Source organism: Streptomyces sp. NPDC002619, assembly GCF_042889305.1.
Lineage (GTDB): Bacteria > Actinomycetota > Actinomycetes > Streptomycetales > Streptomycetaceae > Streptomyces.
Genome location: NZ_JBIAQV010000003.1, coordinates 428,903 through 455,808, shown reverse-complemented (window position 1 = coordinate 455,808; position 26,906 = coordinate 428,903). Strand labels below are relative to the sequence as shown.

25 protein-coding genes and 1 pseudogene are annotated in these 26,906 nt (G+C 70.2%); 19 read left to right on the top strand and 7 right to left on the bottom strand.

Annotation, left to right across the window (positions count from 1 at the left end):
- Positions 1-533: 533 nt before the first annotated feature.
- The 5 genes and pseudogenes from ACFYXB_RS09255 (at position 534) to ACFYXB_RS09235 (ending at position 5,143) form a co-directional block, all read left to right on the top strand.
- Complete coding sequence (locus ACFYXB_RS09255; protein ID WP_351352403.1) at positions 534-1,367, top strand: PIG-L family deacetylase; 834 nt, start codon at positions 534-536, stop codon at positions 1,365-1,367.
- A 598-nt stretch (positions 1,368-1,965) separates the two neighbouring features.
- Positions 1,966-2,445 (top strand): annotated as a pseudogene (locus ACFYXB_RS09250) (radical SAM protein); the annotation flags it as partial.
- Positions 2,446-2,580: 135 nt separating this feature from the next.
- Positions 2,581-4,167 (top strand): alpha/beta hydrolase, encoded by a 1,587-nt coding sequence (locus ACFYXB_RS09245; protein WP_389579496.1) that lies wholly within the window; start codon positions 2,581-2,583, stop codon positions 4,165-4,167.
- Positions 4,168-4,223: 56 nt separating this feature from the next.
- Positions 4,224-4,622 (top strand): RidA family protein, encoded by a 399-nt coding sequence (locus ACFYXB_RS09240; RefSeq protein ID WP_389579493.1) that lies wholly within the window; start codon positions 4,224-4,226, stop codon positions 4,620-4,622.
- Positions 4,619-5,143, top strand: coding sequence for a GNAT family N-acetyltransferase (locus tag ACFYXB_RS09235; RefSeq protein WP_389579490.1), 525 nt, complete (start codon positions 4,619-4,621; stop codon positions 5,141-5,143). Before ACFYXB_RS09240 ends, ACFYXB_RS09235 begins: the two co-directional genes overlap by 4 nt.
- 4 nt (positions 5,144-5,147) lie before the next feature.
- Here the strand turns inward: ACFYXB_RS09235 and ACFYXB_RS09230 are convergent, their stop codons facing one another.
- The gene (locus ACFYXB_RS09230) at positions 5,148-5,723 is read right to left on the bottom strand and encodes an adenylosuccinate lyase (protein ID WP_389579487.1); all 576 of its coding nucleotides are present in this window, start codon (positions 5,721-5,723) and stop codon (positions 5,148-5,150) included.
- 391 nt (positions 5,724-6,114) lie between these two features.
- On the opposite strand from ACFYXB_RS09230, the gene ACFYXB_RS09225 reads away from it, so the two are divergent.
- The 9 genes from ACFYXB_RS09225 to pssA all read left to right on the top strand — a co-directional run bounded on the left by ACFYXB_RS09225 (position 6,115) and on the right by pssA (position 17,079).
- On the top strand, positions 6,115-7,920 hold the full coding sequence (locus ACFYXB_RS09225; RefSeq protein WP_389579485.1) for a 3-hydroxyacyl-CoA dehydrogenase family protein: 1,806 nt from the start codon (positions 6,115-6,117) through the stop codon (positions 7,918-7,920).
- A gap of 160 nt (positions 7,921-8,080) precedes the next feature.
- A complete protein-coding gene (locus ACFYXB_RS09220; protein ID WP_389579483.1) occupies positions 8,081-8,896 on the top strand; it encodes a TetR family transcriptional regulator in 816 nt (271 codons plus the stop codon).
- Positions 8,897-9,330: 434 nt separating this feature from the next.
- Positions 9,331-10,668, top strand: a complete 1,338-nt coding sequence (gene ccrA, locus ACFYXB_RS09215; RefSeq protein ID WP_351366135.1) for a crotonyl-CoA carboxylase/reductase — start codon at positions 9,331-9,333, stop codon at positions 10,666-10,668.
- A gap of 9 nt (positions 10,669-10,677) precedes the next feature.
- Positions 10,678-12,726, top strand: coding sequence for a protein meaA (locus ACFYXB_RS09210; RefSeq protein WP_389579480.1), 2,049 nt, complete (start codon positions 10,678-10,680; stop codon positions 12,724-12,726).
- Positions 12,723-13,688: an HpcH/HpaI aldolase/citrate lyase family protein gene (locus ACFYXB_RS09205; protein WP_388504075.1), complete on the top strand. Its 966-nt coding sequence runs from the start codon at positions 12,723-12,725 to the stop codon at positions 13,686-13,688. The genes ACFYXB_RS09210 and ACFYXB_RS09205 overlap by 4 nt, the downstream gene beginning before the upstream one ends.
- Positions 13,689-13,693: 5 nt before the next feature.
- A complete protein-coding gene (locus tag ACFYXB_RS09200; protein WP_351353161.1) occupies positions 13,694-14,206 on the top strand; it encodes a MaoC family dehydratase in 513 nt (170 codons plus the stop codon).
- Entirely contained in the window at positions 14,206-15,411 is a 1,206-nt protein-coding gene (locus tag ACFYXB_RS09195) for an acyl-CoA dehydrogenase family protein (RefSeq protein ID WP_351353158.1), read from the top strand. The genes ACFYXB_RS09200 and ACFYXB_RS09195 overlap by 1 nt, the downstream gene beginning before the upstream one ends.
- A 170-nt stretch (positions 15,412-15,581) precedes the next feature.
- Positions 15,582-16,238 carry a phosphatidylserine decarboxylase gene (locus ACFYXB_RS09190; RefSeq protein ID WP_351353156.1) on the top strand — a complete coding sequence of 219 codons (657 nt, stop codon included), beginning with the start codon at positions 15,582-15,584 and terminating at the stop codon, positions 16,236-16,238.
- A 22-nt stretch (positions 16,239-16,260) separates the two neighbouring features.
- Positions 16,261-17,079 carry a CDP-diacylglycerol--serine O-phosphatidyltransferase gene (gene pssA, locus ACFYXB_RS09185; RefSeq protein WP_351353176.1) on the top strand — a complete coding sequence of 273 codons (819 nt, stop codon included), beginning with the start codon at positions 16,261-16,263 and terminating at the stop codon, positions 17,077-17,079.
- Between the two features lie 203 nt (positions 17,080-17,282).
- Here the strand turns inward: pssA and ACFYXB_RS09180 are convergent, their stop codons facing one another.
- The gene (locus ACFYXB_RS09180) at positions 17,283-18,440 is read right to left on the bottom strand and encodes a glycerate kinase (RefSeq protein WP_389579476.1); all 1,158 of its coding nucleotides are present in this window, start codon (positions 18,438-18,440) and stop codon (positions 17,283-17,285) included.
- Positions 18,441-18,593: 153 nt separating this feature from the next.
- Here ACFYXB_RS09180 and ACFYXB_RS09175 point away from each other — a divergent pair, with 153 nt between their 5' ends.
- The 3 genes from ACFYXB_RS09175 (at position 18,594) to ACFYXB_RS09165 (ending at position 20,957) form a co-directional block, all read left to right on the top strand.
- Entirely contained in the window at positions 18,594-19,667 is a 1,074-nt protein-coding gene (locus tag ACFYXB_RS09175; protein ID WP_389579473.1) for an ADP-ribosylglycohydrolase family protein, read from the top strand.
- Positions 19,664-20,158, top strand: coding sequence for an NUDIX domain-containing protein (locus ACFYXB_RS09170; RefSeq protein ID WP_388504084.1), 495 nt, complete (start codon positions 19,664-19,666; stop codon positions 20,156-20,158). Before ACFYXB_RS09175 ends, ACFYXB_RS09170 begins: the two co-directional genes overlap by 4 nt.
- Positions 20,159-20,219: 61 nt before the next feature.
- Positions 20,220-20,957: an NAD-dependent deacetylase gene (locus tag ACFYXB_RS09165; RefSeq protein WP_389579470.1), complete on the top strand. Its 738-nt coding sequence runs from the start codon at positions 20,220-20,222 to the stop codon at positions 20,955-20,957.
- Here the strand turns inward: ACFYXB_RS09165 and ACFYXB_RS09160 are convergent.
- The 5 genes from ACFYXB_RS09160 to ACFYXB_RS09140 all read right to left on the bottom strand — a co-directional run bounded on the left by ACFYXB_RS09160 (position 20,949) and on the right by ACFYXB_RS09140 (position 26,256).
- A complete protein-coding gene (locus ACFYXB_RS09160) occupies positions 20,949-21,452 on the bottom strand; it encodes a hypothetical protein (RefSeq protein ID WP_389579467.1) in 504 nt (167 codons plus the stop codon). The genes ACFYXB_RS09165 and ACFYXB_RS09160 overlap by 9 nt on opposite strands.
- Positions 21,449-22,210: a pentapeptide repeat-containing protein gene (locus tag ACFYXB_RS09155; protein WP_388504088.1), complete on the bottom strand. Its 762-nt coding sequence runs from the start codon at positions 22,208-22,210 to the stop codon at positions 21,449-21,451. Before ACFYXB_RS09155 ends, ACFYXB_RS09160 begins: the two co-directional genes overlap by 4 nt.
- Positions 22,211-22,240: 30 nt before the next feature.
- Positions 22,241-22,726: a methylated-DNA--[protein]-cysteine S-methyltransferase gene (locus tag ACFYXB_RS09150; RefSeq protein ID WP_351353135.1), complete on the bottom strand. Its 486-nt coding sequence runs from the start codon at positions 22,724-22,726 to the stop codon at positions 22,241-22,243.
- A gap of 28 nt (positions 22,727-22,754) precedes the next feature.
- Positions 22,755-24,224: an AlkA N-terminal domain-containing protein gene (locus ACFYXB_RS09145; RefSeq protein WP_389579562.1), complete on the bottom strand. Its 1,470-nt coding sequence runs from the start codon at positions 24,222-24,224 to the stop codon at positions 22,755-22,757.
- 85 nt (positions 24,225-24,309) lie between these two features.
- A complete protein-coding gene (locus ACFYXB_RS09140) occupies positions 24,310-26,256 on the bottom strand; it encodes a heavy metal translocating P-type ATPase (protein ID WP_389579463.1) in 1,947 nt (648 codons plus the stop codon).
- A 67-nt stretch (positions 26,257-26,323) separates the two neighbouring features.
- Here ACFYXB_RS09140 and ACFYXB_RS09135 point away from each other — a divergent pair, with 67 nt between their 5' ends.
- Both ACFYXB_RS09135 and ACFYXB_RS09130 read left to right on the top strand, forming a co-directional pair.
- On the top strand, positions 26,324-26,677 hold the full coding sequence (locus tag ACFYXB_RS09135; RefSeq protein ID WP_351353129.1) for a metalloregulator ArsR/SmtB family transcription factor: 354 nt from the start codon (positions 26,324-26,326) through the stop codon (positions 26,675-26,677).
- Entirely contained in the window at positions 26,674-26,904 is a 231-nt protein-coding gene (locus ACFYXB_RS09130) for a hypothetical protein (protein WP_388504095.1), read from the top strand. The genes ACFYXB_RS09135 and ACFYXB_RS09130 overlap by 4 nt, the downstream gene beginning before the upstream one ends.
- The last annotated feature ends 2 nt before the right edge of the window (positions 26,905-26,906 follow it).

Genomic DNA, 26,906 nt, shown 5'->3' with positions numbered 1-26,906 from the left:
AGGGCCGGCAGCCCGCCGCGTGACCGTCTCGCGGTGGCTTCGGCCGCCGCCCACCCCACACCCTCCGCAGGCATCCCTTGGAATTGATCATCTAGGCCTCTTGACCCGTCCGAGGAAATGACACGACTCGTGAGACTGAAGCCGCCCGACACGGCGTGAGACAACCGGAGAACGCCGCGGTCACGGACTTCGCACATGACACGGAAATTGACACCCTACAGCGGTTGTCTCAAATTTCGTGTCGGAATCTCACGGCCGGTGCCGGATGGAAGTCGGATCCGACGTGGCGCTGAGACATGCTGGTCGCGCCTGTACCTCGTTCGCGTTGAACGCCGGCGCCTGGAAGGCCAAGCGGCCGCGCCGGGAACAGCCGGTCCGGCCGACACGGTTGGATCGACCGAGGGACCGGCGCCGCACGGGCGGGGAACACGGAGACCACAAGGTCGTCCGCCCCACCAGGATCCGGGCCCCAAGATCGCGGTACGCCCGCCGCACACTCGGACCAAGACGTATTTCTACAGGAGGACTGTTTCATGACTGACCGGCCCTTGACCCTCATGGCAGTACACGCCCACCCCGACGACGAGGCCACCGGAACCGGAGGGGTCCTCGCGCGGTACGCGGCGGAAGGCATCCGCACGGTTCTCGTGACGTGTACCGACGGCGGTTGCGGTGACGGACCGGGGGGTGTCAAGCCGGGCGATCCCGGGCACGATCCGGCGGCGGTCGCCTTGATGCGCCGTCAAGAACTTGAGGCGAGCTGTGACGTCCTGAAGGTCAGCGATCTGGAGATGCTGGACTATGCCGACTCCGGGATGACGGGCTGGCCGAGCAACGACGCCCCCGGATCCTTCTGGCAGACCCCCGTGCAGGAAGGCGCGGCCCGACTCGCGGAACTCATGCGGCACTACCGACCTGATGTGGTCGTCACCTACGACGAGAACGGCTTCTACGGCCACCCCGACCACATCCAGGCCCACCGCATCACGATGGCGGCGCTGGAGATGACCGCGCTGGCACCGAAGGTGTACTGGACCACGATGCCCCGCTCGATGATGCAGCGGTTCGGCGAGATCATGCGCGAGTTTCATGAGGACATGCCGGAGCCGGATCCTGCCGAGGCCGCCGCGATGGCCGAGATCGGCCTCCCCGACGATGAGATCACCACGTGGGTGGACACCACCGCGTTCAGCGGTCAGAAGTTCGACGCGTTGGCCGCGCACGCCAGTCAGGGCGAGAACATCTTCTTCCTCAAGATGGGCAAGGACAGGTTCGGCGAGTTGATGGGCATGGAGACCTTCGTACGTGTCCAGGACGCCACCGGCGCGGCCATACCCGAGAACGATCTCTTCGCCGGACTGCGCTGATCCGCCCGTCCGGCCGGCCGGGAAAGCGCATCGACCGCACGGCGCGATCGAGCGGGTCACACACCCGGAGGCTTGTCCACGCGAGTTCCGCTCCGGCAGCCCGCGTCCAGGCCCTCGCCGGCGGCGTCGACGCGTGCCCGCCCTTCCGACCCGACACCGCGCTCGTCCCCAAACCACCTGGCAACCGCACAGGTGGGAGACCTGCGGGCTGCTGACTCGGAAGCTGCGCGACAGCCCAGGTCACAAGCCCGGCGGTCTGCTCCGATCAAGACAGACCGCCGAGGAAGCGACACGAAGCAGAGGCTCCGATGTCCGACACGCCGTGAGGCAACGGAAGAAGCAGCAGGTCACGAGGGCGGTCTCCGACACCAACCGCGAGACCCTACAGCGGTTGTCGGGTCTCAGATTTCGCTGCACAGTCTCACGGCCGCTTCATATCGACTGCACATATGAAGCGGCCGTGAGACAAGCAGGGATCAAGCGCCTCGAACGGGACCTCGGAAAGGCGCCGCTTGAACGCGCGGAACGCGGCCGGGCCATGAAACTGACCCCCTTCGGCGAGAAGGTCGTGGCAGTCGCTGGTACAAGGTCGTGTCCGGACCTGTGGCGCACCGCCGAGCCGGGCACACCCGCGCCCGAGCTGCGCCTGGAGGTCGTACGGACCCTCTCCGAGCACGGCATCGGCTGCGGGGTGCTGATGGCGCCGGTCATCCCGTTCCTGAGCGACCATCCGGCCCAACTGCGCGCCACCGTGCGGGCGATCGCGGCCGCCGGGGCCACCTCGGTCACCCCGCTCGTGCTGCATCTGCGGCCCGGGGCCCGGGAGTGGTTCATGGCCTGGCTCGCCGAGCACCACCCGCACCTGGTGCGCCGCTACGAGCGGCTGTACGCCGAGGGGGCCTACGCGCCCAAGTGGTACCAGCGGCGGATCACCCGTCAGATCCATGAACTGGCCCAGGAGTACGGCATCGGCCCCACGCGCGCGGGCATGCCGCGCCGGATCAGCCCGCCCGAGCCGGCGGAGCCGCCGACCCATGGACCGGAAATGCCCGAACCTACTCAACTCACGCTGATCTGAGAGCGTTCGAGGGCATCACGCGATCCAATTGGGTCAAGTATCGGCAGAATGCGTTCTGCCGGGTGCCCTTTCCGGGACGATGCGGCGAGGACGGCGACACACGCTGTCCGAAAACCCTCCGTCCTGGGAGGACCCATGAGAACTCGCGCAGCCGTACTGTGCGCTGCCGCCGTCGTGGTGGCCGGATCGGTCACGGCAGTCCCCGCCGGAGCGAGCACACAGCATCCCGCGCCGGTCGCACCTGCCGCTCAGGCCGCGAATGTCAGCTGGAAGAAGTGCGCCACCACGGACTATCCGACGCTCCAGTGCGCGTCCTTGAAGGTGCCGCTCGACCACGCGAGGCCGAAGGGCAAGCAGATCACGCTCGCCCTGTCCCGCGTCCCGCACACCGCCAAGACCTCTCAGGGCCCGCTGCTGGTCAACCCCGGCGGCCCCGGCGGCAGCGGTCTGACGCTGGCCGGATTCGTCGCGTCCGCGCTGCCGAAGGCGGTTGCGGCCCAGTACGACGTCATCGGCTTCGACCCGCGCGGCGTGGGCAAGAGCACGCCCGTGCTGGACTGCGAACCCGGCTACTTCAAGCCGGTCCGCCCGGACTCCGTCCCCGGCACGCCCGCGCTCGAGAAGGCCAACCTCACGCGCGTGCAGTCCTTCGCCGCCGCCTGCGGCAAGAAGTACGCGAGCGTGCTGCCGTACATCGACACCATCAGCGCCGTCCAGGACATGGACTCGATCCGGCAGGCCCTCGGCGCGAAGAAGGTCAGCTACTTCGGCTACTCGTACGGCACCTACCTCGGCGCGGTCTACGCGAAGCTGTTCCCTCAGCGGGTGCGGCGCCTGGTGCTGGACTCGATCGTCGACCCGACCGGTGTCTGGTACGACGACAACCTCGGCCAGGACTATGCCTTCAACGACCGCCACCGGGCACTGATGGCGTGGATCGCCAAGTACGACTCGACCTACAAGCTCGGCACCGATCCGGAGAAGATCGAGGCCAAGTGGTACGCGATGCGGGCGGCGCTCGCCAAGAAGCCGGCCGGCGGCAAGGTCGGCGCCTCCGAACTGGAGGACACCTTCATCCCCGGCGGCTACTACAACGGCTACTGGCCGTATATCGCCGAGGCGTTCGCGGCCTACGTGAACACCAAGGACTCCGGCCCGCTGGAGGAGGCGTACGACAACTTCGCCGCGATCGACTCCTCGGGCGACAACGGCTACAGCGTCTACGCCTCGGTGCAGTGCCGTGACGCCTCCTGGCCGCACGGCTGGAACCAGTGGCGCAAGGACAACTGGAGGGTGTACGACAAGGCGCCCTTCATGGCCTGGAACAACGCCTGGTACAACGCGCCATGCGCGTTCTGGCCGGTGCGCTCGACGCACCCGATGAACATTGCCAACGGCAAGCTGCCGCCGGTGCTGCTCTTCCAGGCGACCGACGACGCGGCGACCCCGTACCAGGGCGGCGCGACGGTCCACCGACTGCTGTACGGCTCCAGCCTGGTGGTCGAGCAGGGCGGCGGGAACCACGGCATCACGCTGAGCGGGAACGCCTGCCTGGACAAGTACCTGGCGACGTACCTGACCGACGGCAAGGTGCCGCACGGGCACGGTGAGGTCGACGCGGTGTGCCAGAAGACGCCCGACCCCACGCCGCTGACCGCGAAGGCGGCGTCCACGTCGGCGCACGGCTCGACTCTGCACGGTCTGCTCGGCTTCCACGGCTGAGCGGCTCCGCCCGGCCCGTCGGGGGCGTTGTCGGACCCATGGTCCACCATGGACGCATGACCGATCCGACCAGGATTACCGCCCCCGACGGCGTCGCGCCCGCCGCCCAGTACAGCCATGTCGTCACGGCCACCGGCCGGTTCGTCGCCGTCTCCGGCCAACTCGCCCTGGACAAGGCCGGCAAGCTCGTGGGCGAGGGCGACCCGGCCGCGCAGGCGCGCCAGGTCTTCGAGAACCTTCGGCGCTGTCTGGCCGCCGCCGGGGCGACGTTCGAGGACGTCGTCAAACTCACCTATTTCGTCACGGACATGGCCTATCTGCCGGCCGTCCGGGCGGCCCGCGCCGCGCACATGCCCGACGACCGGCTCCCGGCGTCCTCCGCCGTGCAGGTGGCCGCGCTCGTCGCGCCGCAGTTCCTGCTGGAGGTCGAGGCGTTCGCGGTGGTCGGCGCATGACCGCATCGGTGGTCCGGCTCATGACCGAGGCCGATGTCGAGCGCGTCTCCGAGATACGTGTCCGCGGCTGGCAGCACGCCTACCGGGGGCTCATGCCGCAGCCGTACCTCGACGCGCTCGATGTGGCGCGGGACGCGGAGCGGAGGCGCGTCCGCTTCTCCGCGGGCGCCGTGGACGGCGTGGTGAACCTCGTCGCCGAGCGGGCCGGCGAGATCGTCGGCTGGGCGGCGCACGGACCGTACCGGGACGACGAAGTGCGCACCACCGACGCCGAGTTGTACGCGCTGTACGTGGACGCGGCGCATCACGGCAGCGGCATCGGACGGGCGCTGGTGGAGAAGTCGGTGCGCCAGTGCTCCCCGCACCCGCGCATGTACCTGTGGGTGCTGAAGGGGAACACGAGCGCCCGGCGCTTCTACGAGCGGGCGGGATTCCTCGCCGACGGTGCCGAGGAGCCCTTCGAGGCGGGCGGCGTTGCCGTGCCCGAGGTTCGGTATGTGAAGGAACCGCTCGGCGGCTGAGGGCTCATCTCGGCCCGGGGATCCGCGCCAGCGCGTGCACGGCCGCCTCGGCGAGCGTCGGGTGGGCCAGGGCCTCGTTCAGGACGCGCCGGGCGCGGGCGTCCCCGAGCGAGCCGAGCCCCTCCACACAGGCGACGGCCACGCGGCGGTACGGGTCGTGCGGGCGCAGCCGGCGTTCCAGGGTGGTGATCAGCGCGGGCACGGACTCGGGAGCGCGCAGTTCGACCAGGAGCCGTACCGGGTGGAGGGCGTAGGCGACGCGCAGTTCGTTGGTGGCGAGGGCCGCGGCCGCGCGGGCGGTGCGGGGGTCATGGAGCCGGGCGAGGGCATGGGCCGCGGAGGCGCAGCGCGGGGGGTCGCGGTGGTTGAGGAGGAGGACGAGGGCCTCGAAGGCGCGCCGGTCGCCGGCCACGCCAAGGCGGAACGCGGCCAACTCCCTGGCCCACAGCGGTTGTCCGGCCGCGATCAGCACCTCCGCCAGTTCGTCGTGGTCCCCGGTCGCCGCCAGCCGCTCGTACGCCGCCGTGGCGCGTGACTCCTGTCGTAGACGCTCCGTGAGCAATCGCAACTCTTCGTCCACGAAGCCCAGCGTAGGGGTGTCGTCGGGCGGCCGGGAGCCACATCACAAACTCCGGGAACCGGCGCGCTCCGAGGGCTGGCGCGCTCGTTACTCACCGGTTAAGCTCATACGAGCGAGTAACCCACTCGCAGTTCTGCTTGCGGCGGTTTGGTGACGCAGCCGTTGCGAGTGCTGGTCGGTTCGGTACTCCATGTACCGCAGTACGACCCGGCTTCGGGACAGGGCCGGTCGGCATCAGCCGTTCCCCGGGCGTGTGCGCGCCCTCGGACACGGCACCGGGCGTGTGCGCTCGTAGCCCGGCAACACCCGCACTCCTCATATCCGCACCTGGTGCGCCCCCTCGGCGCACCCAGCGCGCTCCCAGCCGTCACCTCATTCCTGGAGTCCCGCGATGGCCACTCCCCTGTCCGACACCCCTCTGTCCCCGTTCAAGACCATTGCCGTCGTCGGCCTCGGCACCATGGGCACCGGCATCACCGAGGTCCTCGCGAAGGCCGGCCGCGAGGTGATCGGTATCGACATCAGCGAGGCCGCCGCCGCCCACGCGAGCGCCGCCCTGGAGGCCTCCACCGCCCGCGCCGTGGACCGCGGCCGGATCACCGAGCAGGAGCGCGCGGACACCCTCGCCCGCGTCCGCACCGGCACCGACCTGCGGGCCGCGGCCGACGCCGACCTCGTCATCGAGGTGGTCCCGGAGTCGTACGAGATAAAGCACCAGATCTTCCGCGACCTGGACGGCATCGTGCGCCCGGAGACGATCCTGGCGACCGGCACCAACGCCCTCTCCGTGACCCGGCTGGCCGCCGACTCGGCCCGCCCCGAGCGCGTGCTCGGCCTGCACTTCTTCAACCCGGCGCCCGCCATGCGCCTCGTCGAGGTCGTCTCCTCCGTGCTGACCGCGCCCCAGGCCGTCGCCGCAGTCACGGACCTCGCCATCGAGCTCGGCAAGGAGCCGGTCGCGGTCGGCGACCGCCCCGGGTTCGTCGCGGACGGCCTGCTCTTCGGCTACCTCAACCAGGCCGCCTCGATGTACGAGGCGAAGTACGCCTCCCGCGAGGACATCGACGCGGCGATGCGGCTCGGCTGCGGTCTGCCGATGGGCCCGCTGGCCCTGCTCGACCTGATAGGCGTCGACACCGCGCGTACCGTCCTGGAGGCCATGTACGCCGAGTCCCGCGACCGGCTGCACGCCCCAGCCCCGATCCTCAAGCAGCTCAGCGAGGCGGGCCTGACCGGTCGCAAGTCGGGCCGCGGTTTCTACACCTACGAGGAGCCGGGCAGCGCCACGGTGGTGCGGGACGCGCTGACCCCGCTGGACGGCACCGCCCTCACGCCGGGCCGTACGGTCCGTTCCGTCGGAGTCGCCGGCTCCGGCACCATGGCCTCGGGCATCGTCGAGGTCTTCGCCAAGGCCGGGTACGAGGTGGTCCTCGCCGCCCGCAGCGAGGAGAAGGCACAGGCCGCCAAGGCCCGGATCGGCAAGTCCCTGGCCCGGTCCGTGGACAAGGGCCGGATGACGGCCGAGGCGGCCGCGCAGACCCTGGACCGGATCACCGCGGCGGGCTCCTACGACGCGTTCGCCGAGGTGGACCTGGCGGTCGAGGCCGTCGCCGAGGACCTGGAGATCAAGCAGCAACTGTTCGCGACGCTGGACAAGGTCTGCAAGCCGGGCGCGATCCTGGCAACGACCACGTCCTCGCTGCCCGTCGTCGCCTGCGCCCGCGCCACGTCGCGCCCGCAGGACGTCATCGGCATGCACTTCTTCAACCCGGCGCCCGCGATGAAGCTGGTCGAGGTCGTGCGCACGGTGCTGACGGCCGAGGACGTCCACGCGACCGTCCGCGAGGTCTGCGTCACGATCAAGAAGCATCCGGTCGACTGCGGAGACCGTGCGGGCTTCATCGTGAACGCGCTGCTCTTCCCGTACCTCAACAACGCGATCAAGATGGTGCAGGAGCACTATGCGTCTCTTGACGACATCGATGCGGCGATGAAGCTGGGCGGCGGCTACCCGATGGGCCCCTTCGAGCTGCTGGACGTCGTCGGCCTCGATGTCTCCCTGGCCATCGAGAAGGTGCTGCACCGCGAATTCCGTGACCCGGGGCTGGCCCCGGCGCCGCTCCTGGAGCACCTGGTGGCTGCGGGCTGCCTCGGCCGCAAGACCGGCCGCGGCTTCCGCGAGTATGCCCGCCGCTGACGGCGTCGGCGACTGGTTCGGCACCGAGGCGGACTGGGGTGGACTGCTCGATCCGGGCAGTCACCCCCCGGCCAGCGGGCCTGGCGTCCCCCCGCCCGCACAGGTCGGGGGGAATCCCGGACATGCGCATCGAGCTGCGCACATGCAGTACGTTCGGGTCATGTCCCAGCCCGCCAAGTCCTCACGTACACCAGCCACGCCCGACGCGCCGGAAAGCGCCGCAGGCAGTCGCGCCGCCGCCCAGCGGCTGAAAATGCGGCGAGAACTGGCAGCGGCCGCGATGGAGCTGTTCGCGACCAAGGGGTACGAGGCGACCACTGTCGACGAGATCGCGGCCGCGGCCGGCGTCGCGCGCCGCACCTTCTTCCGTCACTTCCGCTCCAAGGAAGAGGCGATCTTCCCGGACCACGACGACACGTTGATCCGCGCCGAGGCGGTGCTCAATGCCGCCCCGGCGCACGAGCACCCGCTCGACACGGTGTGCCGCGGCATCAAGGAAGTCATGAAGATGTACGCGGCCCGCCCCGAGATCTCGGTGGCCCGCTACAAGCTGACGCGCGAGGTGCCCACTCTCCGCGAGGCCGAGATCGCGTCGGTGGCCCGGTACGAGCGCCTCTTCACCCGCTATCTGCTCGGCCACTTCGACGAGCACGCACACGACGACGACGCCAACGACGATCCGCTGCTCGCCAGGGTCGCCGCGTCCGCGGTCGTCACGGCCCACAACCATGTGCTGCGGCGCTGGCTGCGGGCCGGGGGGCAGGGCGACGTGGAGGCCCAGCTGGACCACGCCTTCGCGATCGTCCGCAAGACGTTCGGCGCCGGGATAGGGGCCGGACGCACCGCGGCGCCTCAGCCGGCGGCCGCTCCGGCGAGGGTCTCCGCGCAGGGCGAGGTGCTGGTGACGGTGGCCCGGACCGACGCGCCGCTCGACGAGGTCATGCGCACGATCGAGAAGGCGCTCAAGGAGCGCTGACGCCGGCCGACGCCTGGCTGCACCCCTCCGACCGCTGTGACGACGGCCACCCCACCGGGTGGCCGTTTTGGCATGTCAGGGCATCTTTTCGCGCGGATTTCCGAAGCCGTTCGATCGATCATCGCTCATTTGTTACGTAAAGATTTCATCTGAGGCGAATTTCTGGCACTCAGTGCCTTGCCGACTGACACGCGGTGTCATACGTTGGAAGAGTCCGGGCGGCCGGCGCGCAGATACCGATCGTGCGTCGGCTGTCCCCGCAAGCGAGTGGCTCGCGCGCCCGGACGCCTGCGTCACAGGCAACCTCCGCGCCACAAAGCGCTGCCGAAGCACCACCCGCCGAACCGACGGCACCTCACCCACCCTCAGCAGCACCGACGTAACCCTCAGCGCCCCTCCCTCAGGGCGCCCATCGCCGGAGGCACACCGTGACCGTGAAGGACATCCTGGACGCGATCCAGTCGCCGGACTCGACTCCGGCCGACTTCGCCGCACTGCCGCTCCCCGAGTCGTACCGCGCGATCACCGTGCACAAGGACGAGGCGGAGATGTTCGCGGGCATTCCCAGCCTTGAGAAGGACCCGCGCAAGTCGCTCCACCTGGACGACGTGCCGGTGCCCGAACTGGGCCCCGGTGAGGCCCTGGTGGCCGTCATGGCCTCCTCGGTCAACTACAACTCCGTGTGGACCTCGATCTTCGAGCCGCTGCCGACCTTCGCTTTCCTGGAGCGCTACGGCAAGCTCTCGGAGCTCACGCAGCGGCACGACCTGCCGTACCACATCATCGGCTCCGACCTCGCCGGCGTCGTCCTGCGCACCGGCCCGGGCGTCAACGCCTGGAAGCCCGGTGACGAGGTCGTCGCGCACTGTCTGTCGGTCGAGCTGGAGTCGTCCGACGGCCACAACGACACGATGCTCGACCCCGAGCAGCGCATCTGGGGCTTCGAGACGAACTTCGGTGGTCTCGCCGAGATCGCCCTCGTCAAGTCGAACCAGCTCATGCCCAAGCCGGGCCATCTGAGCTGGGAGGAGGCCGCCGCTCCGGGGCTCGTCAACTCGACCGCGTACCGACAGCTGGTCTCCCGCAACGGCGCCGGGATGAAGCAGGGCGACAACGTCCTCATCTGGGGCGCGAGCGGCGGACTCGGCTCGTACGCCACGCAGTTCGCGCTCGCCGGTGGCGCCACCCCCATCTGTGTGGTCTCCAGCGAGCAGAAGGCGGACATCTGCCGGAAGATGGGCGCCGAGGCGATCATCGACCGCACCGCGGAGGGCTACAGGTTCTGGAAGGACGAGCACACCCAGGACCCGAAGGAGTGGAAGCGCTTCGGCAAGCGCATCCGCGAACTCACCGGCGGCGAGGACGTCGACATCGTCTTCGAGCACCCTGGCCGCGAGACCTTCGGCGCCTCGGTCTACGTCACCCGCAAGGGCGGCACGATCGTCACCTGCGCCTCGACGTCCGGCTACACCCACGAGTACGACAACCGGTACCTGTGGATGTCCCTGAAGCGGATCATCGGCTCGCACTTCGCCAACTACCGCGAGGCCTGGGAGGCCAACCGGCTCGTCGCGAAGGGCAAGATCCACCCGACGCTGTCGAAGGTCTACTCCCTGCAGGAGACCGGCCAGGCCGCGTACGACGTGCACCGCAACCTCCACCAGGGCAAGGTCGGCGTCCTGTGTCTGGCCCCCGAGGAGGGTCTGGGCGTGCGCGACGAGGAACTGCGCGCCAAGCACGCCGACGCCATCAACCGCTTCCGGAACATCTAGAGGTCGTACATGAGTGAGCGTCAGCCTGCCGAGACAAGGCGGGAAAAGGACCGGCCTTGGCTCATGCGAACGTACGCCGGGCACTCGACCGCCGAGGCATCCAACGAGCTGTACCGGCGCAACCTCGCCAAGGGCCAGACCGGGCTGTCGGTGGCGTTCGACCTGCCGACGCAGACCGGCTACGACCCCGACCACATCCTCGCCCGCGGCGAGGTGGGCCGGGTCGGCGTGCCCGTCTCGCACCTCGGTGACATGCGCCGGCTGTTCCAGGACATCCCCCTGGAGCAGATGAACACCTCGATGACGATCAACGCCACCGCCATGTGGCTGCTGGCGCTCTACCAGGTCGTCGCCGAGGAGCAGGGCGCGGACATCACCAAGCTCCAGGGCACGACCCAGAACGACATCGTCAAGGAGTACCTGTCCCGGGGCACCCATGTGTTCCCGCCGGGGCCGTCGCTCCGCCTGACGACCGACATGATCGCGTACACGGTCTCCCACATCCCCAAGTGGAACCCGATCAACATCTGCAGCTATCACCTGCAGGAGGCCGGGGCCACGCCGGTGCAGGAGATCGCGTACGCGATGTCCACCGCGATCGCCGTCCTCGACGCCGTGCGCGACTCCGGCCAGGTGCCCGAGGAGCGGATGGGTGACGTGGTCGCGCGCATCTCCTTCTTCGTGAACGCGGGCGTCCGCTTCGTCGAGGAGATGTGCAAGATGCGGGCGTTCGGCCGCATCTGGGACAAGATCACGCGCGAGCGGTACGGCATCGAGAACCCCAAGCAGCGCCGCTTCCGGTACGGCGTCCAGGTCAACTCCCTGGGCCTGACCGAGGCGCAGCCGGAGAACAACGTCCAGCGGATCGTGCTCGAGATGCTGGCCGTGACGCTCTCCAAGGACGCACGTGCGCGTGCCGTTCAACTCCCCGCCTGGAACGAGGCGTTGGGCCTTCCCCGCCCATGGGACCAGCAGTGGTCGCTGCGCATCCAGCAGGTCCTGGCGCACGAGAGCGACCTGCTGGAGTACGAGGACATCTTCGAGGGCTCGCACGTCATAGAGGCGAAGGTCGTACAGCTCGTCGAGGAGTCCCTCGCCGAGATCGACCGGATCCAGGAGATGGGCGGCGCGATGGCCGCCGTGGAGTCCGGCTACCTCAAGTCGCAACTCGTCTCCTCGCACGCCGAGCGCCGCGCCCGTATCGAGTCCGGTCAAGAGAAGATCGTCGGCGTCAACATCTTCGAGACGACCGAGCCCAATCCATTGACCGCGGATCTGGATACGGCCATCCAGACGGTCGATCCGGCGGTCGAGGCCCGTGTTGTCGCCTCGCTCCAGCGCTGGCGCGACACCCGCTACCAGCCGCCCTTCAACCACCCGCGCCCCTGCAAGGCGCTGGAACGGCTGAAGCAGGCCGCCAAGGGCACCGACAACCTCATGGAGGCCACCCTGGAATGCGCCCGCGCCGGGGTCACGACCGGCGAGTGGGCCGGGGCCCTGCGCGAGGTGTTCGGCGAATTCCGGGCGCCGACCGGGGTCTCGTCCGCGCCGGTGGCCGTTCCCGCCGAACAGGGCTCGGCGATGGCCGAGGTGCGCGCCAGGGTGGACGCCACCGCCCGCGACCTGGGCGTCGGCAAGCTGCGCTTCCTGGTCGGCAAGCCGGGCCTGGACGGACACTCCAACGGCGCCGAGCAGATCGCCGTACGCGCGCGTGACGCCGGGTTCGAGGTGGTCTACCAGGGCATCCGGCTGACGCCCGAGCAGATCGTGGACGCGGCCCTCGCCGAGGACGTGCACGCGGTCGGCCTGTCCATCCTCTCCGGCTCGCACGCCCAGCTCGTGCCGGACGTGCTGGAGCGGCTGCGCGAGGCCAGCGCGGCCGACATCCCGGTGATCGCGGGCGGGATCATCCCGAACGCCGACGCCGACCAGCTCAGGGCCGCTGGAGTGGCCGCGGTCTTCACCCCTAAGGACTTCGACATCACGGGAATCATAGGCCGTATCGTCGACGAGATCCGGAAAGCGAACAAGCTCGACCCCCTGGAGGTCCCCGCATGACCACGCCCGTCAACCGTCTGCGTCCGCGGCGCTCCTGCCTCGCCGTGCCGGGCTCGAACCCGCGCTTCCTGGAGAAGGCGCAGGGCCTCCCGGCCGACCAGGTCTTCCTGGACCTGGAGGACGCGTGCGCACCGCTCGCCAAGCCCGGGGCGCGGCACACCATCGTCAAGTTCCTCAACGAGGGCGACTGGACGGGCAAGACGCGCGTCGTGCGCGTCAACGACTGGACGACCGAGTGGACGTACCGGGACGTCGTGACGGTGGTCGAGGGCGCCGGCCAGAATCTTGACTGCATCATGCTGCCGAAGGTGCAGGACGCCCAGCAGGTCGTCGCTCTTGATCTGCTGTTGACTCAGATCGAGAAGACCATGGGCTTCGAGGTCGGCCGCATCGGTATCGAGGCGCAGATCGAGAACGCGCAGGGCCTCAACAACGTCAATGAGATCGCCCAGGCCAGTCCACGTGTCGAGACGATCATCTTCGGCCCGGCCGACTTCATGGCGTCGATCAACATGAAGTCGCTCGTCGTCGGCGAACAGCCGCCCGGCTACCCGGCGGACGCCTACCACTACATCCTCATGAAGATCCTGATGGCCGCCCGCGCCAACAACCTCCAGGCGATCGACGGCCCCTACCTCCAGATCCGCAACGTGGAGGGCTACCGCGAGGTCGCCCAGCGCGCCGCGGCCCTCGGCTTCGACGGCAAATGGGTCCTGCACCCGGGCCAGGTCGAGGCGTCCAACGAGATCTTCTCGCCGTCCCAGGAGGACTACGACCACGCCGAGCTGATCCTGGACGCGTACGACTACTACACGTCCGAGGCGGGCGGCAAGAAGGGCTCCGCGATGCTCGGCGACGAGATGATCGACGAGGCCAGCCGCAAGATGGCCCTGGTCATCTCGGGCAAGGGCCGCGCCGCCGGCATGCAGCGCACCAGCAAGTTCGAGATCCCGGAGGCCTGAGCGCGATGCAGTTCGGACGCACCTACGAGGAGTTCGAGGTCGGGGCGACGTACAAGCACTGGCCGGGCAAGACGGTCACGGAGTACGACGACCACTTGTTCTGTCTCCTCACCATGAACCACCACCCGCTCCACATGGACGTCAACTACGCCGAGAACACCACGGACTTCGGCAAGAACGTCGTCGTGGGCAACTACATTTACTCCCTCCTGCTCGGCATGTCCGTCCCGGACATCTCCGGCAAGGCGATCGCCAACCTGGAGATCGAGTCGCTCAAGCACGTGGCGCCCACGTTCCACGGGGACACGATCTACGGCGAGACGACCGTGCTCGACAAGTGGCCGTCGAAGTCGAAGAACGACCGCGGCATCGTCTATGTCGAGACCAAGGGCTACAAGCAGGACGGCACGCTCGTGTGCGTGTTCCGCCGCAAGGTGATGGTGCCGACCGAGACGTACATCAAGGAGCGCGGCGGCGAGCAGCCCGGCCGCCCGGAGCCGAAGTCTCAGGAGAAGTAATGAGCCGCCTCGCCCAGACCGCCGGTCTGACGGACATCCAGCAGGAGATCGTCTCCACGGTCCGCGACTTCGTGGACAAGGAGATCATCCCGGTCGCCACCGAGCTGGAGCACCGCGACGAGTACCCGCAGCAGATCGTCGACGGCCTCAAGGAACTCGGCCTGTTCGGGCTGATGATTCCCGAGGAGTACGGCGGCCTGGGCGAGTCGCTCCTCACCTACGCCCTGTGCGTCGAGGAGATCGCCCGTGGCTGGATGTCGGTGTCCGGCATCATCAACACGCACTTCATCGTGGCGTACATGCTCAAGCAGCACGGCACGCAGGAGCAGAAGGACCACTTCCTGCCGCGCATGGCGGCCGGCGACATCCGCGGCGCCTTCTCGATGTCGGAGCCGGGGCTCGGCTCGGACGTCTCCGCGATCACGTCGAAGGCGGTCAAGGACGGCGACGAGTACGTCCTGAACGGCCAGAAGATGTGGCTGACGAACGGCGGTACGTCGTCTCTCGTGGCGATCCTCGTCCGAAGTGACGAAGGCCACCCCGAGGGCACCGCGCCGCACAAGTCGATGACGACCTTCCTCGTCGAGAAGGAGCCCGGCTTCGGAGAGGTCCGCCCCGGCCTCACCATCCCGGGCAAGATCGAGAAGATGGGCTACAAGGGCGTCGATACCACTGAACTGATCATGGACGGCCTACGCATTCCGGCCAATCGGGTACTCGGCGGTACGACCGGCCGAGGTTTTTACCAAATGATGGACGGAGTCGAGGTCGGCCGCGTCAATGTGGCGGCGCGCGGCTGCGGGGTCGCGCAGCGTGCGTTCGAGCTCGGCGTCCAGTACGCCCAGCAGCGTCATACTTTCGGCAAGCCGATCGCCCAGCACCAGGCCATCCAGTTCAAGCTCGCCGAGATGGCCACCAAGGTCGAGGCGGCGCATGCCATGATGGTGAACGCTGCACGCAAAAAGGACTCCGGGGAACGAAACGACCTCGAAGCGGGGATGGCGAAGTACCTCGCCTCCGAGTACTGCAAGGAGGTCGTGGAGGATGCCTTCCGGATCCACGGCGGCTACGGCTTCTCCAAGGAGTACGAGATCGAGCGCCTCTACCGCGAGGCACCGATGCTGCTGATCGGTGAAGGCACCGCCGAGATCCAGAAAATGATCATCGGGCGCAGGTTGCTCGAAGAGTATCGATTCCAGGGCTGATTGTCCGCATACAGGGTGTTTTCTTCGAGAAGAAGATCACACCCAGTAGGCAGTCTTCGGCCGCCGACTCAGCTTCCTGGCTTGCCCAGTTGTAGCCCCCGACCGGTACGATCCCGGGAAAGCCGCCGTCCCCCGTTACAGCGCGGCATCATCCGCTACGAAGGTCATCCATGCCCCACAGCCAAACCTCTGCACCACGCGACAGCCTGGTCGGCGTACGTCTTGCGCGCGGAGCATCGCCGTGGCTTATCCCGACCGTCGCCACCGCAGCCCTCAGCCTGGCCCGCGCTCGCCGTTCCGGCGCCGCCAAGGCCGTGGCCGTGCCCGCCACCGCGCTCGCGGCGGGCATGCTGTGGTTCTTCCGCGACCCCGAGCGCGAGATTGCTCAGGGCCGGGTCATCTCGCCCGCCGATGGTGTGGTGCAGAGCATCATGCCGTGGAAGGACGGACGCACCCGCGTCGCGATCTTCATGAGCCCGCTCAACGTCCACGTGAACCGCGCCCCGCTCTCCGGCACGGTCACGTCGGTCGAGCATGTCCCCGGAGGCTTCGTTCCCGCTTTCAACAAGGAGAGCGAGAACAACGAGCGCGTAGTCTGGCATTTCGACACCGAACTCGGCGACATCGAGATGATCCAGATCGCTGGCGCGGTGGCCCGCCGCATCGTCCCCTACGTCCCGCAGGGCACGAAGGTAGAGCAGGGTGACCGGATCGGTCTGATCCGCTTCGGCTCGCGTGTCGACCTCTACCTCCCCGAGGGCGTGGAGGTCGCGGTCGAGGTCGGCCAGAAGACCGTGGCTGGGGTGACTCGCATTGACCGTGATTGATCCGGAGACTCAGGCGGGCTGGGTGCCCGAGGCCGACGAGGTCGACGAAGAGGAGGAGATTCCGCTCTCTCTCCGCCTCTCGATAGCGGACACCCTCACGCTCGGCAACGCGACGTGCGGCTTCATGGCCGTCTACTTCACGACCACCGGCATCCTGATCCCGCACCTCACCGGCGACCAGGAGACCGGCATGGCCCGCCACAGCGCGGCCACGGCGGTCATCCTCATGCTCTGCGCCGCGGTCTTCGACCTGTTCGACGGCCTGGTGGCGCGCAAGCTGCGCTCCTCCCCCATGGGCGCGGAACTGGACAACCTCTCGGACCTGATCAGCTTCGGTCTGGCTCCGGCGTACTTCGTGCTGGTCTACGGCATGGTGGCTGACGACGCGCACCAGAGGATGGCGGCGCTAGGGGCAATCGTGGTGCTCCTGGCCGTGGTCCTCCGTCTGGCGCGCTTCTCGTGCGTGACGATAAAGGACGGCATGTTCCAGGGGATGCCGTCTCCCTTCGGCGCGCTGACGGTCGTGTCGATCGTGCTCCTCGAGCTGCCGTTCGTGGCGACGCTCCTTGCGATCCTGGGTACGGCCTGGCTGATGGTGAGCCGGGTGGAGTACCCGAAGCCGCGGGGGCGTCTCGCCGGGGGCGTGCTCGCCTGGATCGTCCTGTCGATGGGGCTGCTGGCGGCGTGGGCCTTCGACGCGCCGAGCGGTCAGCTGCTGTTGCAGACGGGCTGTGCGCTGCAGCTCGTTATGGGCGCGGTGATTCCCCTGTTCGCCACGGCTCGCCGGGTGAACAACTTCCGCGACAACCGGCGTGAGGCGCGGACCGCGCAGTTGCCGTAACGCGTGTGTTTCTTGGGGCCCCGGACCTGGTTGGGTTCGGGGCCCTTCGCTTTGCGGGCGCACGGTGCTGGTGTGACCGTCCCCGGGGGCTCCGCCCCCAGCCCCCCGGCCTATGCCCCACCCACCACCCGACTCGCTGGGTTCAAGGGGCGCCCTTGCAGCCGACCGTGACGGGTGGGTGGGAAACGGAGCCCCCAGGGGCCTCAGCCCAGGACGTCCTCGGCGATTCGCGCGGCGAGACGCTCCAGGATCGGCCCGGCATCCGCGATGCACGTAGCCACGTCCGGCTCGATCGACGTAAGCGCGTAGGCCCGCGAAATCCCCGCCCGCTGCAACACCGCATCCGGCAGAGCAACCCGCCCGCACACAGCCACGACCGTCTTCCCCGCCGCCCGAGCCGCCGCAGCAACCCCCGCCGGTGCCTTCCCGTGCAGCGTCTGCTCGTCCAGCGACCCCTCACCGGTGATCACCAGCGACGCCCGCTCCAGCGCGGGGGCGAAGCCCAGTACGTCGAGCATGACCTCGATCCCGGCCCGGAACCGCGCCCCGAGCAGCAGCGCGCCGTACCCGATACCCCCCGCGGCCCCCGCCCCGGGCGACGCCGCGTACTCGGCGGCACGCGGACCGAGCGCACCCTCCAGCACCTCCGCGAAGTGCGCGAGCGCCGCGTCCAGCGTCGCGACGTCCTCCGGCGAGGCCCCCTTCTGCGGGCCGTACACCGCGGGCGCGCCCTTCGGCCCGGTCAGCGGATTGTCGACATCGCTCGCGAGGACCAGGTCGACCGAGGACAGCCGGGGGTCGAGTCCGGACAGGTCGGCCCGGGCCAGCGACGCCAGCCCGCCGCCCCCCGGCGGCACCCGCTCCCCGTCCGCGTCCAGCAGTCGCGCGCCGAGCGCGGACAGCATCCCGGCCCCGCCGTCCGTCGTGGCGCTGCCGCCGACCCCGAAGACGATGGTCCGGGCGCCCGCGTCGAGCGCGGCGCGCAGCAGCTCTCCGGAGCCGAACGTGGACGCCGTGAGCGGCGCGAAGACCCCGGCCGGCAGCCGTTGCAGCCCGCTCGCCTCCGCCATCTCCACGACCGCGGTGTCACCACGCAGCGCGAACGCGGCGGTCACCTCGTGCCCCAGCGGCCCCGCGACCCGTACCTCCCGCCGCTCGAACCCGGCGGCGACGGCCGCGGCCACGGTCCCGTCACCGCCGTCGGCGACGGGCAGCGACTCCACCTCGAGATCCGGCACGACCCGGCGCAATCCGGCCGCCACCCGCTCCGCGACCTGCACCGCCGTCAGCGAGCCCTTGAACTTGTCCGCGGCGATGAGCACCCGTCGGGTGCCGTCGACTCCGGCGTCCGCCACTTGCATTCCCCTTGCTCTCCGGGCCCCGCACACGTCGGGGCCAGTCGCGCCGCTGCGACCTTAACCGGAGCGCACCCCCGCCGTCATGCCCCGCCCGAACCCTGGGAACCTCCTGGCAACCCCCTGTGCCACGGGCCCGATACCGGGTAGACCAACCCCATGACCCCTGTGGCCACCGAGCCGGAGCTCGCTGACCGCATCCTCGGGGGCTGGCTGGGCCGGATCGCGGGCAACATGCTCGGCAAGCCGGTCGAGCAGGGCGACCTGTGGACGCGGGACCGTATCGACCGCTATCTGCGACAGGCCGCCGCCCTGCCGCTCACCGACTACCTCCCCGAGCCCGCCGACGACTCCGACGGCGTCGAGCTGCGCCCGGAGTGGCGCCAGTGCGTCCGCGGCCGTATCCACGGCAGCTGCCGTGACGACGACGTCGACTACGCGATCCTCGGTCTGCACCTCCTGGAGACCCACGGCTTCGACTTCAGCACCGAGCAGGTCGGCGACCTGTGGCTGCTGCGGCTGCCGTATCTGCAGACCTTCACGGCGGAGCGCGCGGCGTACCGCAACCTCGCGAACGGGATGAAACCGCCGCTGACGGCGACGTACGAGAACCCGTACCAGGAGTGGATCGGCGCCCTGATCCGCGCCGACGTCTACGGCTGGACCTGCCCCGGCGCCCCACGCCGCGCCGCCGCCCTGGCCCGCCGGGACGCAGTGCTGTCGCACACCGGGAACGGGGTCTACGGCGCGATGTGGGCGGCGGCGCTGGTCTCGGCGGCGTTCACCGCCCCGACCGTGCGGAACGCCGTCGACACCGCGCTGACGGTGGTCCCGGCGAGCAGTCGGCTGGCCCGAACCGTGCGCCGGGTCGTCTCCCTCCACGAGACGCGCATGACCTGGGAGGACACCCTGTCCACGGTGTCGGAGGAGACCGCCGGGCTCGGCTGGATCCACACGATCCCGAACGTCGCCGTACTCACCGCCGGGCTGCTGTACGGCGACGGCGACTTCACCCGGACCATCGCCCTGACCGTGCGCGGCGGCCTGGACACCGACTCCAACGGGGCCACGGCGGGCTCGGTGGCCGGGGTGCTGACCGGCGCGGAGGCGATCCCGGCCCAGTGGAAGGACCCGTTGGAGGACACGGTCCGCAGCGCGGTGTTCGGCTTCGACGGGGTGCGCATCAGCGACCTCGCGGAGCGCACCCTGCGGCTGGTTACCCTTCCTGAGTGACCACGACTCAAGACTTCGCCACGTACATCGCGGGTCTCCCCCGCGTCCTCGCCGGTGCCGCCGCCCTGTTCCGTGACGCCGAGGGCCGGGTGCTGCTCGTCGAGCCCAACTACCGTGACGGATGGGCGCTTCCGGGCGGCACGATCGAGTCCGACGACGGGGAGACCCCGCGCCAGGGCGCGCGCCGTGAGACGGCCGAGGAGATCGGCCTCGACGTCGAACTCGGACGCCTGCTCGCGGTGGACTGGGTACACGGAACGGGCCGCCCGCCGCTGGTGGCGTACCTGTACGACGGCGGCGTCCTCTCCGCCGGCGACCTGCGCTCGATCCGCCTCCAGGAGGAGGAACTCCTCTCCTGGCGCCTGGTTCCCCGCGAGGAGATCACGGACCACCTGCCCGGCGCCCTGGGCCGGCGCGTCCTGACCGCACTGGACGTTCTCGCGGAGGGCTCGGGCACGGCGGAACTGGAGAACGGCAACCGGGTCGCCTGACCAGGCCCCCCGCCCGATAACCGCTCGCCGCCGGCGGACCACCCGACCTACCCTCGAACCCATGACCAAGCCCCTCGTGGCCATCCTCAGTGGCGCAGGTATCTCCACCGACTCCGGAATCCCCGATTATCGGGGCCCCAACGGGCTCTGGCGGCGCGATCCCGGGGCCGAGAAGCTCGTGACGTACGAGTACTACATGGGCGATCCGGAGATCCGGCGACGGTCGTGGCAGATGCGGCGGAAGAACCGGACGCTCAAGGCGGAGCCGAACGCGGCGCATCTGGCCGTCGCCGAGCTGGACAAGTCCGGTGTGCCCGTGCGGGTGATCACGCAGAACGTGGACGGGCTGCATCAGCTCGCCGGGATGCCTGCCCGAAAGGTGCTCGAACTGCACGGCAGCGCGCGGAGTTTCGTGTGTACGCGGTGTCATGCGCGCGGGCCGATGGAGGACGCGATCGCGCGGGTCGAGGCCGGGGAGGCGGATCCGCCGTGCCTGGAGTGCGGCGGCATCCTGAAGTCGGCGACCGTGATGTTCGGCGAGCGGCTCGACCCGGTCGTGCTCGGAGAGTCGCTCGCGATCACCAAGGCCTGCACCGTGTTCATCGCCGTCGGCACCAGCCTCCAGGTCCAGCCCGCCGCCGGGCTCGCCGGTGTCGCCGCCGACCACGGGGCACGGCTCGTCATCGTCAACGCCGAACCGACGCCGTACGACGACCGAGCCGACGAGTTCATCCGCGAACCCATCGGCACCGCTCTGCCCGAACTGCTGCGCCGGCTCCGGGAGACCGCCTCACCCTGAGCTTCCCGAGTGGCGGACCCGGCGGGCATGGACGGCGTCCAGCCAGTCGTCGGCCGCCCGGCCCGGTGTGCTCAACTCCGCCCCGTTCACCTGGCCGTTCCATACCTCGGGGTCGAACACGCCTTCCTCGACGTCGTCTTCGGGCGCGACCAGGACGGGCAGGGCCAGGGCGACCGCCATCCCGGCCTCCAACTGGAGCCAGGGAGAGGTCCACCAGCGGGACGAGGGTGCTTCCTCGTCGGTGTCCGGTCGCCAGACGGAGTGACGTGCGTCGAGCTGCCGGAACCCAAGCAGGACGACGCCGTCGACCCGCGCCAGGATGCGGGGCAGCGTGTGCCAGGGATCGTCGCCGTGGCCGTCCCGTCCCAGCCGGACCACCCGGAACGACTGGTCCTCCAGCCAGACCGTCCACTGTTTCAGGGTGGTCTGCTGGTCCTGGGTGAGGATGGAGGGCGCCCCGAGGAAGATGCGGACGGGTTCGGTGTCGGTCTTCATGCGTGTTCTTCGCTCACTGCGTTTCCGGCCGGGTCCAGCCGACGCGCGACGTCCGCGGGTATGTCCGTGGCGCCCGAGAACTGTGCGCCGTCGAGCCGGGCCCCGCGGAACCGGGCGCCGGTCAGTCGCGCCTCCCGGAAGTCCGCCCCGGTCAGGTCGGCGTCGACCAGGACGGCGTTCACCAGGGTCGCCCGGTAGAAGACCGCCCCGGACGCGGTGACGCCCCGCAGGGACGCGCCGGTGAGATCGGCCTCGAAGAGGTCGGCGTGCGTGAGGTCGACGACCTTCCTGTCGCCCTCGCGGTTCCCGAGGTAGGCGCGCGCCAGATTGCATCCCTGGAGGTCGGCGCGGGAGAGGGACGGCGCGTAGCGGAGGCCGTCGGCCAGGACCTTCTGGATCTGTCCGGTCGGGGATTCGCGGAGCAGTCCGGCGATCACCGCGATCGCCTCGTTGGCATAGGGGGTGCGGCCCGCGCCCTGTTCGGAGTTGTGGTCGAAGAAGCGGCGCATCAGGATCGCGGCGGCCATCTGCTGCGTCGTGTTGTCCGACGCCAGGGACTCCACCACGTCCCGGAACGCCGCCCCGACGGCCGCCGACCTGTCCCGCTTCCGCTGGAAGTTCAGCACCCCGAGCACACTGACCCCGACGGTGACGAACGTTCCGACGATTCCGGTCCAGACCTGCACGTCACTTGCCGCCATCTCACCCCTATGGTCGAGGTCGTGCTCCATGAGACGCGGGCCCGGCCGCGTCGTCACCCGCGTGACCATACAAGGTGGCTGGTACGGCTAGAACAACGCCGTTCCCCTCTCGAAGTCCAGGAGGCGGCGCTTGCGGTCGAGGCCGCCGCCGTAGCCGGTGAGGCTGCCGTCGGAGCCGACGACGCGGTGGCAGGGGACGATGATGCCGACGGGGTTGCGGCCGTTGGCGAGGCCGACGGCGCGGGACGCGTTGGGGTTGCCGAGGGCGTCGGCGAGTTCGCCGTACGTGCGCGTCTCGCCGTACGGGATCCGCGTCAGCTGTTCCCAGACGGTGCGCTGGAACGGCGTGCCGTGCAGGCGGAGTTCGAGGGTGAACTCCTTCAACTCCCCCGCGAAATAGGCGGTCAGCTGGTCCTCGGCCGCACCGAAGAGCGAGTCGTCGCGGGCGCCGAAGGTCTCCTCCGGGGGCCGGTGGCGCTGTTCGGTCATGTAGAGCCCGCACAGGGCGCCGTCGGTGTCGGCGACCAGGGTCAGGGGGCCGTAGGGGCTGTCGAGCACGGTGTGCTGCTTCATCGGAACGTCCTTCACGTCCTTCACGTCCTTACACGGGCAGGAAGTTGATCGGGTGGCCGTCCGTCGCCCACAGGTACTGGACGGCGTACGCCCGCCAGGGCCGCCAGGCCGCCGCGCGGGCGGTGAGGGCGGCCGGGGTCGACGGCAGGTCCAGCTCCTGGGCTGCGCGGCGGATGCCGAGGTCGGTGGGGAGGAAGGCGTCGGGGTCGCCGAGGGCGCGCATCGTGATGACGTCGGCCGTCCAGGGGCCGAAGCCGGGAAGGGCCAGAAGGCGGGAGCGGGTTTCGGTCCAGTCGCTCTCCACACCCAAGTGGAGGGTGCCGTCGGCCAGTTGGTGGACGAGTGTGGTGAAGGTGGTGCGGCGGGTGCGAGGCATCGCCAGAGACTCCGGGTCGAGGACAGCGAGCGCCTCGGGGGCCGGGAAGAGGTGGGTGAGGCCGCCCTCGGGGTCGTCGACAGGGATGCCGTGCGCGGTGACCAGGCGGGCGGCGTGGGTGCGGGCGGCGGCCGTGGAGACCTGCTGCCCGAGTACGGCCCGGACGGCGAACTCGGCCTCGTCGACGGTGCGCGGCACCCGGCGGCCCGGCGCCTTGTCGACCAGGGGCGCGAGGAACGGGTCCGTGCGCAGCTGATCGTCGACCGCGACCGGGTCGGCGTCCAGGTCGAGCAGACGACGGCAGCGGCTGATGGCGACGGGCAGATCGCGCAGGTCGCTCAGGGTGAGGCGGCAGGCGATGTGGTCGGGGCGGGGGGTGAGGGCCACGATGCCGTGGCCGTACGGCAGGCGGAGCGTGCGGCGATAGGCGCCGTCGCGCCACTCCTCCACGCCCGGTACGGCGGTCGCCGCGAGGTGGCCGAAGAGGTTGTCCGGGTTGAGCGGGGCGCGGAAGGGGAGCCGCAGGGACAGCGCGCCCGGGGTGGTCGGAGTGGCTTTCTTCGGCGCGCGGGCGCGCAGGTCGCTCGGGGAGAGGGCGAAGACCTCACGGACGGTGTCGTTGAAGGTGCGGATCGAGGAGAAGCCGGCGGCGAAGGCGATCTCCGCCATGGGCAGCGGCGTGGTTTCGATGAGGAGCCTGGCCGTCTGGGCGCGCTGGGCGCGGGCGAGCGCGAGGGGGCCGGCGCCCAGCTCGGCGAGAAGCTGGCGCTCGACCTGGCGGGTGCTGTAGCCGAGGCGGGCCGCCAGCCCCGGCACGCCCTCGCGGTCCACCACGCCGTCGGCGATCAGCCGCATGGCGCGGGCCACCAAGTCGGCGCGCTGGTTCCACTCCGGGGAGCCGGGGCTGGTGTCGGGCCGGCAGCGCTTGCAGGCCCGGAATCCGGCCTGCTGGCAGGCCGCGGCGCTCGGGTAGAACGTCATGTTCTCGGGCTTGGGCGGCACGACCGGGCAGCTGGGCCGGCAGTAGATGCGGGTGGTCAGGACGGCGGTGAAGAACCAGCCGTCGAAGCGCGCGTCCTTGGACTGGACGGCGCGCACACAGCGCTCCCTGTCGACGTGCATCCCGACGTACTTTCCGTCGTGCATCCCGTTCTGCATGCGTCCAGCATCGGCCATGGACCGTGCTGGGGCTGGCGGGAAACCGACATCAAGGTCGGCTGTCCTGCACCTGCCCGGATCGCCAGGCGGACGCGCGCAGGAGCCGCAGTCCGTTCAGGCCGACCAGCACGGTCGAACCCTCGTGCCCCGCGACGCCGAGCGGCAGCGGAAGGTGCCCGATCAGGTCCCAGGCGACCAGTCCCGTGATGAAGACACCGGCGATCACCAGGTTCTGGACGACGAGCCGACGGGCGGCGCGGGACAGTCGTACGACCGCGGGTACGGCCGTCAGCTCGTCGCGCACCACGACCGCGTCCGCCGTCTCCAGCGCCAGGTCGGAGCCCGCGCGCCCCATGGCCACACCGGAGTGCGCGGCGGCGAGGGCGGGCGCGTCGTTGACGCCGTCTCCGACGAACAGCACTTTGCGGCCGGCGAGTTGGAGGTCCCGCACGGCGTTCACCTTGTCCTCGGGCAGGAGGCCCGCGCGGACGTCGGTGAGGCCGGTGGCCTGGGCGACCCGGGCGGCGGCCGGGGCGTGGTCGCCGGTGAGCAGGACGGGCGCGCTGCCGGTGAGGGCGGTCAGGGCGGCGGTGGTCGCGGGGGCGGCGGGACGCAGCCGGTCGGTGAGGGCGAGGGTGCCGACGGGGGTGCCGTTCAGGGTGACGAGGACGACGGTGGCGCCTTCCGCGCCCGGCGCGGGGTCCGTCCCCGCGCCTGCCCCGTCCGTACGCCCCACAGCCACCGCCTGCCCCTCGACCACAGCAGTCACCCCGCGCCCCGGCGTCGCGGTGAACTCCTCGGCCGGTGCGAGGCGTAGCCCGCGGGTGCGCGCGGCGGTGACGATCGCGCGGGCCAGCGGGTGTTCGCTGGGGTGCTCGGCCGCGGCGGCGAGGGCGAGGAGGGCGTCCTCGTCGAGGCCGGAGCCGGGCAGGGGTCGTACGGCCGTCACCTCGGGGGCGCCCTCGGTCAGGGTGCCGGTCTTGTCCAGGGCGGCGGTGTCGATCTCGCCGAGGCGCTCCATGGCGACGGCGGACTTGACCAGTACGCCGTGGCGGCCGGCGTTGGCGATGGCGGACAGCAGGGGCGGCATCGTCGCGAGGACGACCGCGCAGGGGGAGGCGACGATCATGAAGGTCATCGCCCGCAGCAGCGCGGCCGTCAAGTCTGCGCCGAAGACGAGCGGGACGGCGAAGACGGCGATTGTCGCGGCCACCACGCCCACCGCGTACCGCTGTTCGACCTTCTCGATGAACAGCTGGGTCGGTGCCTTCGTGCGGGACGCCTCCTCGACGAGGGTCACGATGCGGGCGATGACGGAGTCCGCGGGGTCGCGCTCGACGCGGACGCGCAGGGCGCCGGTGCCGTTGAGGGTGCCCGCGAAAACCTCGTCGCCGGGGCGCTTGACGACGGGGAGGGGCTCGCCGGTGATGCTCGCCTGGTCGGCCTCGCTCACGCCGTCGAGAACCGTGCCGTCGGCGCCGACGCGTTCCCCGGGGCGGATCAACAGGACGTCACCGATGGCAAGTTCGGCGGTCGGCACGGTCTCCTCATCGCCGTCGGTCAGCCGGGTCGCGGTGGTCGGCGCGAGGTCGAGCAGGCCGCGCACGGAGTCGGCGGTGCGGGCGGTGGCCAGGGCCTCCAGGGCGCCGGAGGTGGCGAAGATGACGATCAGCAGGGCGCCGTCGAGTACCTGGCCGATGGCGGCCGCGCCGAGGGCGGCGACGATCATCAGCAGGTCGACGTCCAGGGTCTTCTGGCGCAGCGCCCGCACCCCTTCGAGGGCGGGTTCCCAGCCGCCCGCGGCGTACGCAACGGCGTACAGCGGGCCGTAGGACCAGCCGGGCGCGCCGCCGAGGTGCAGGGTGAGGCCCAGCAGGAAGGTGATCGTCGCCGCGAGCGCCCAGCGGGCCTCGGGCAGGGCGAGGACCCGGGTGCGGCGATCGAGCACCGTGGGCCGGGTCTCGGGGACGGGAGCGGGGGCGAGAGTCGTGGACACGCGGCCACCATACAGGAACACATGAAGACTCGTTCATCCGTTCATGTTCGTTGGGTAGGATGCCTCCATGGGTCATGGAGCCGTCACCACCGCAGCCACCGAACGGGTACGCCTGGACGCCGGCAACGTCGGGAACGTGGCCACCACCCTCCAGGCCCTGTCCACGCCCTCCCGGCTGCTGATCCTGGCCCGGCTGCGCGAAGGCCCGCTGCCCGCCACCGAGTTGGCCGCCGAGGTGGGCATGGAGCAGTCGGCGTGCTCGCACCAACTGCGGCTGCTGCGCAACCTGGGCCTGGTGGTGGGCGAGCGGCGCGGCCGCTCCGTGGTGTACGCGCTGCACGACAACCATGTCGCCGAACTCCTCGACCAGGCCGTGTACCACGTCGAACACCTGCGGCTGGGGATCACCGACGCCGAGTGACCGTCAGCGAGCGGGCCCGCCGAAGTAGTGGTCCCGAACTCGTCGCGGGCGGGCAGATCGTGGCCTTCGGGCCGGCGGGGTTCCGCACCGGCCTTCGCCCGGACCTCGCCTCGGTCCCGGTCGAGGGCGTCGAACCGGTCCAGGTGGTCCTCGTGACCCGCCGGGACGACCGCAACCCTCTGCTCTCGGCCTTCCGGGCCTGCGCCGCCGCCCACCTCACCGCTTGAGC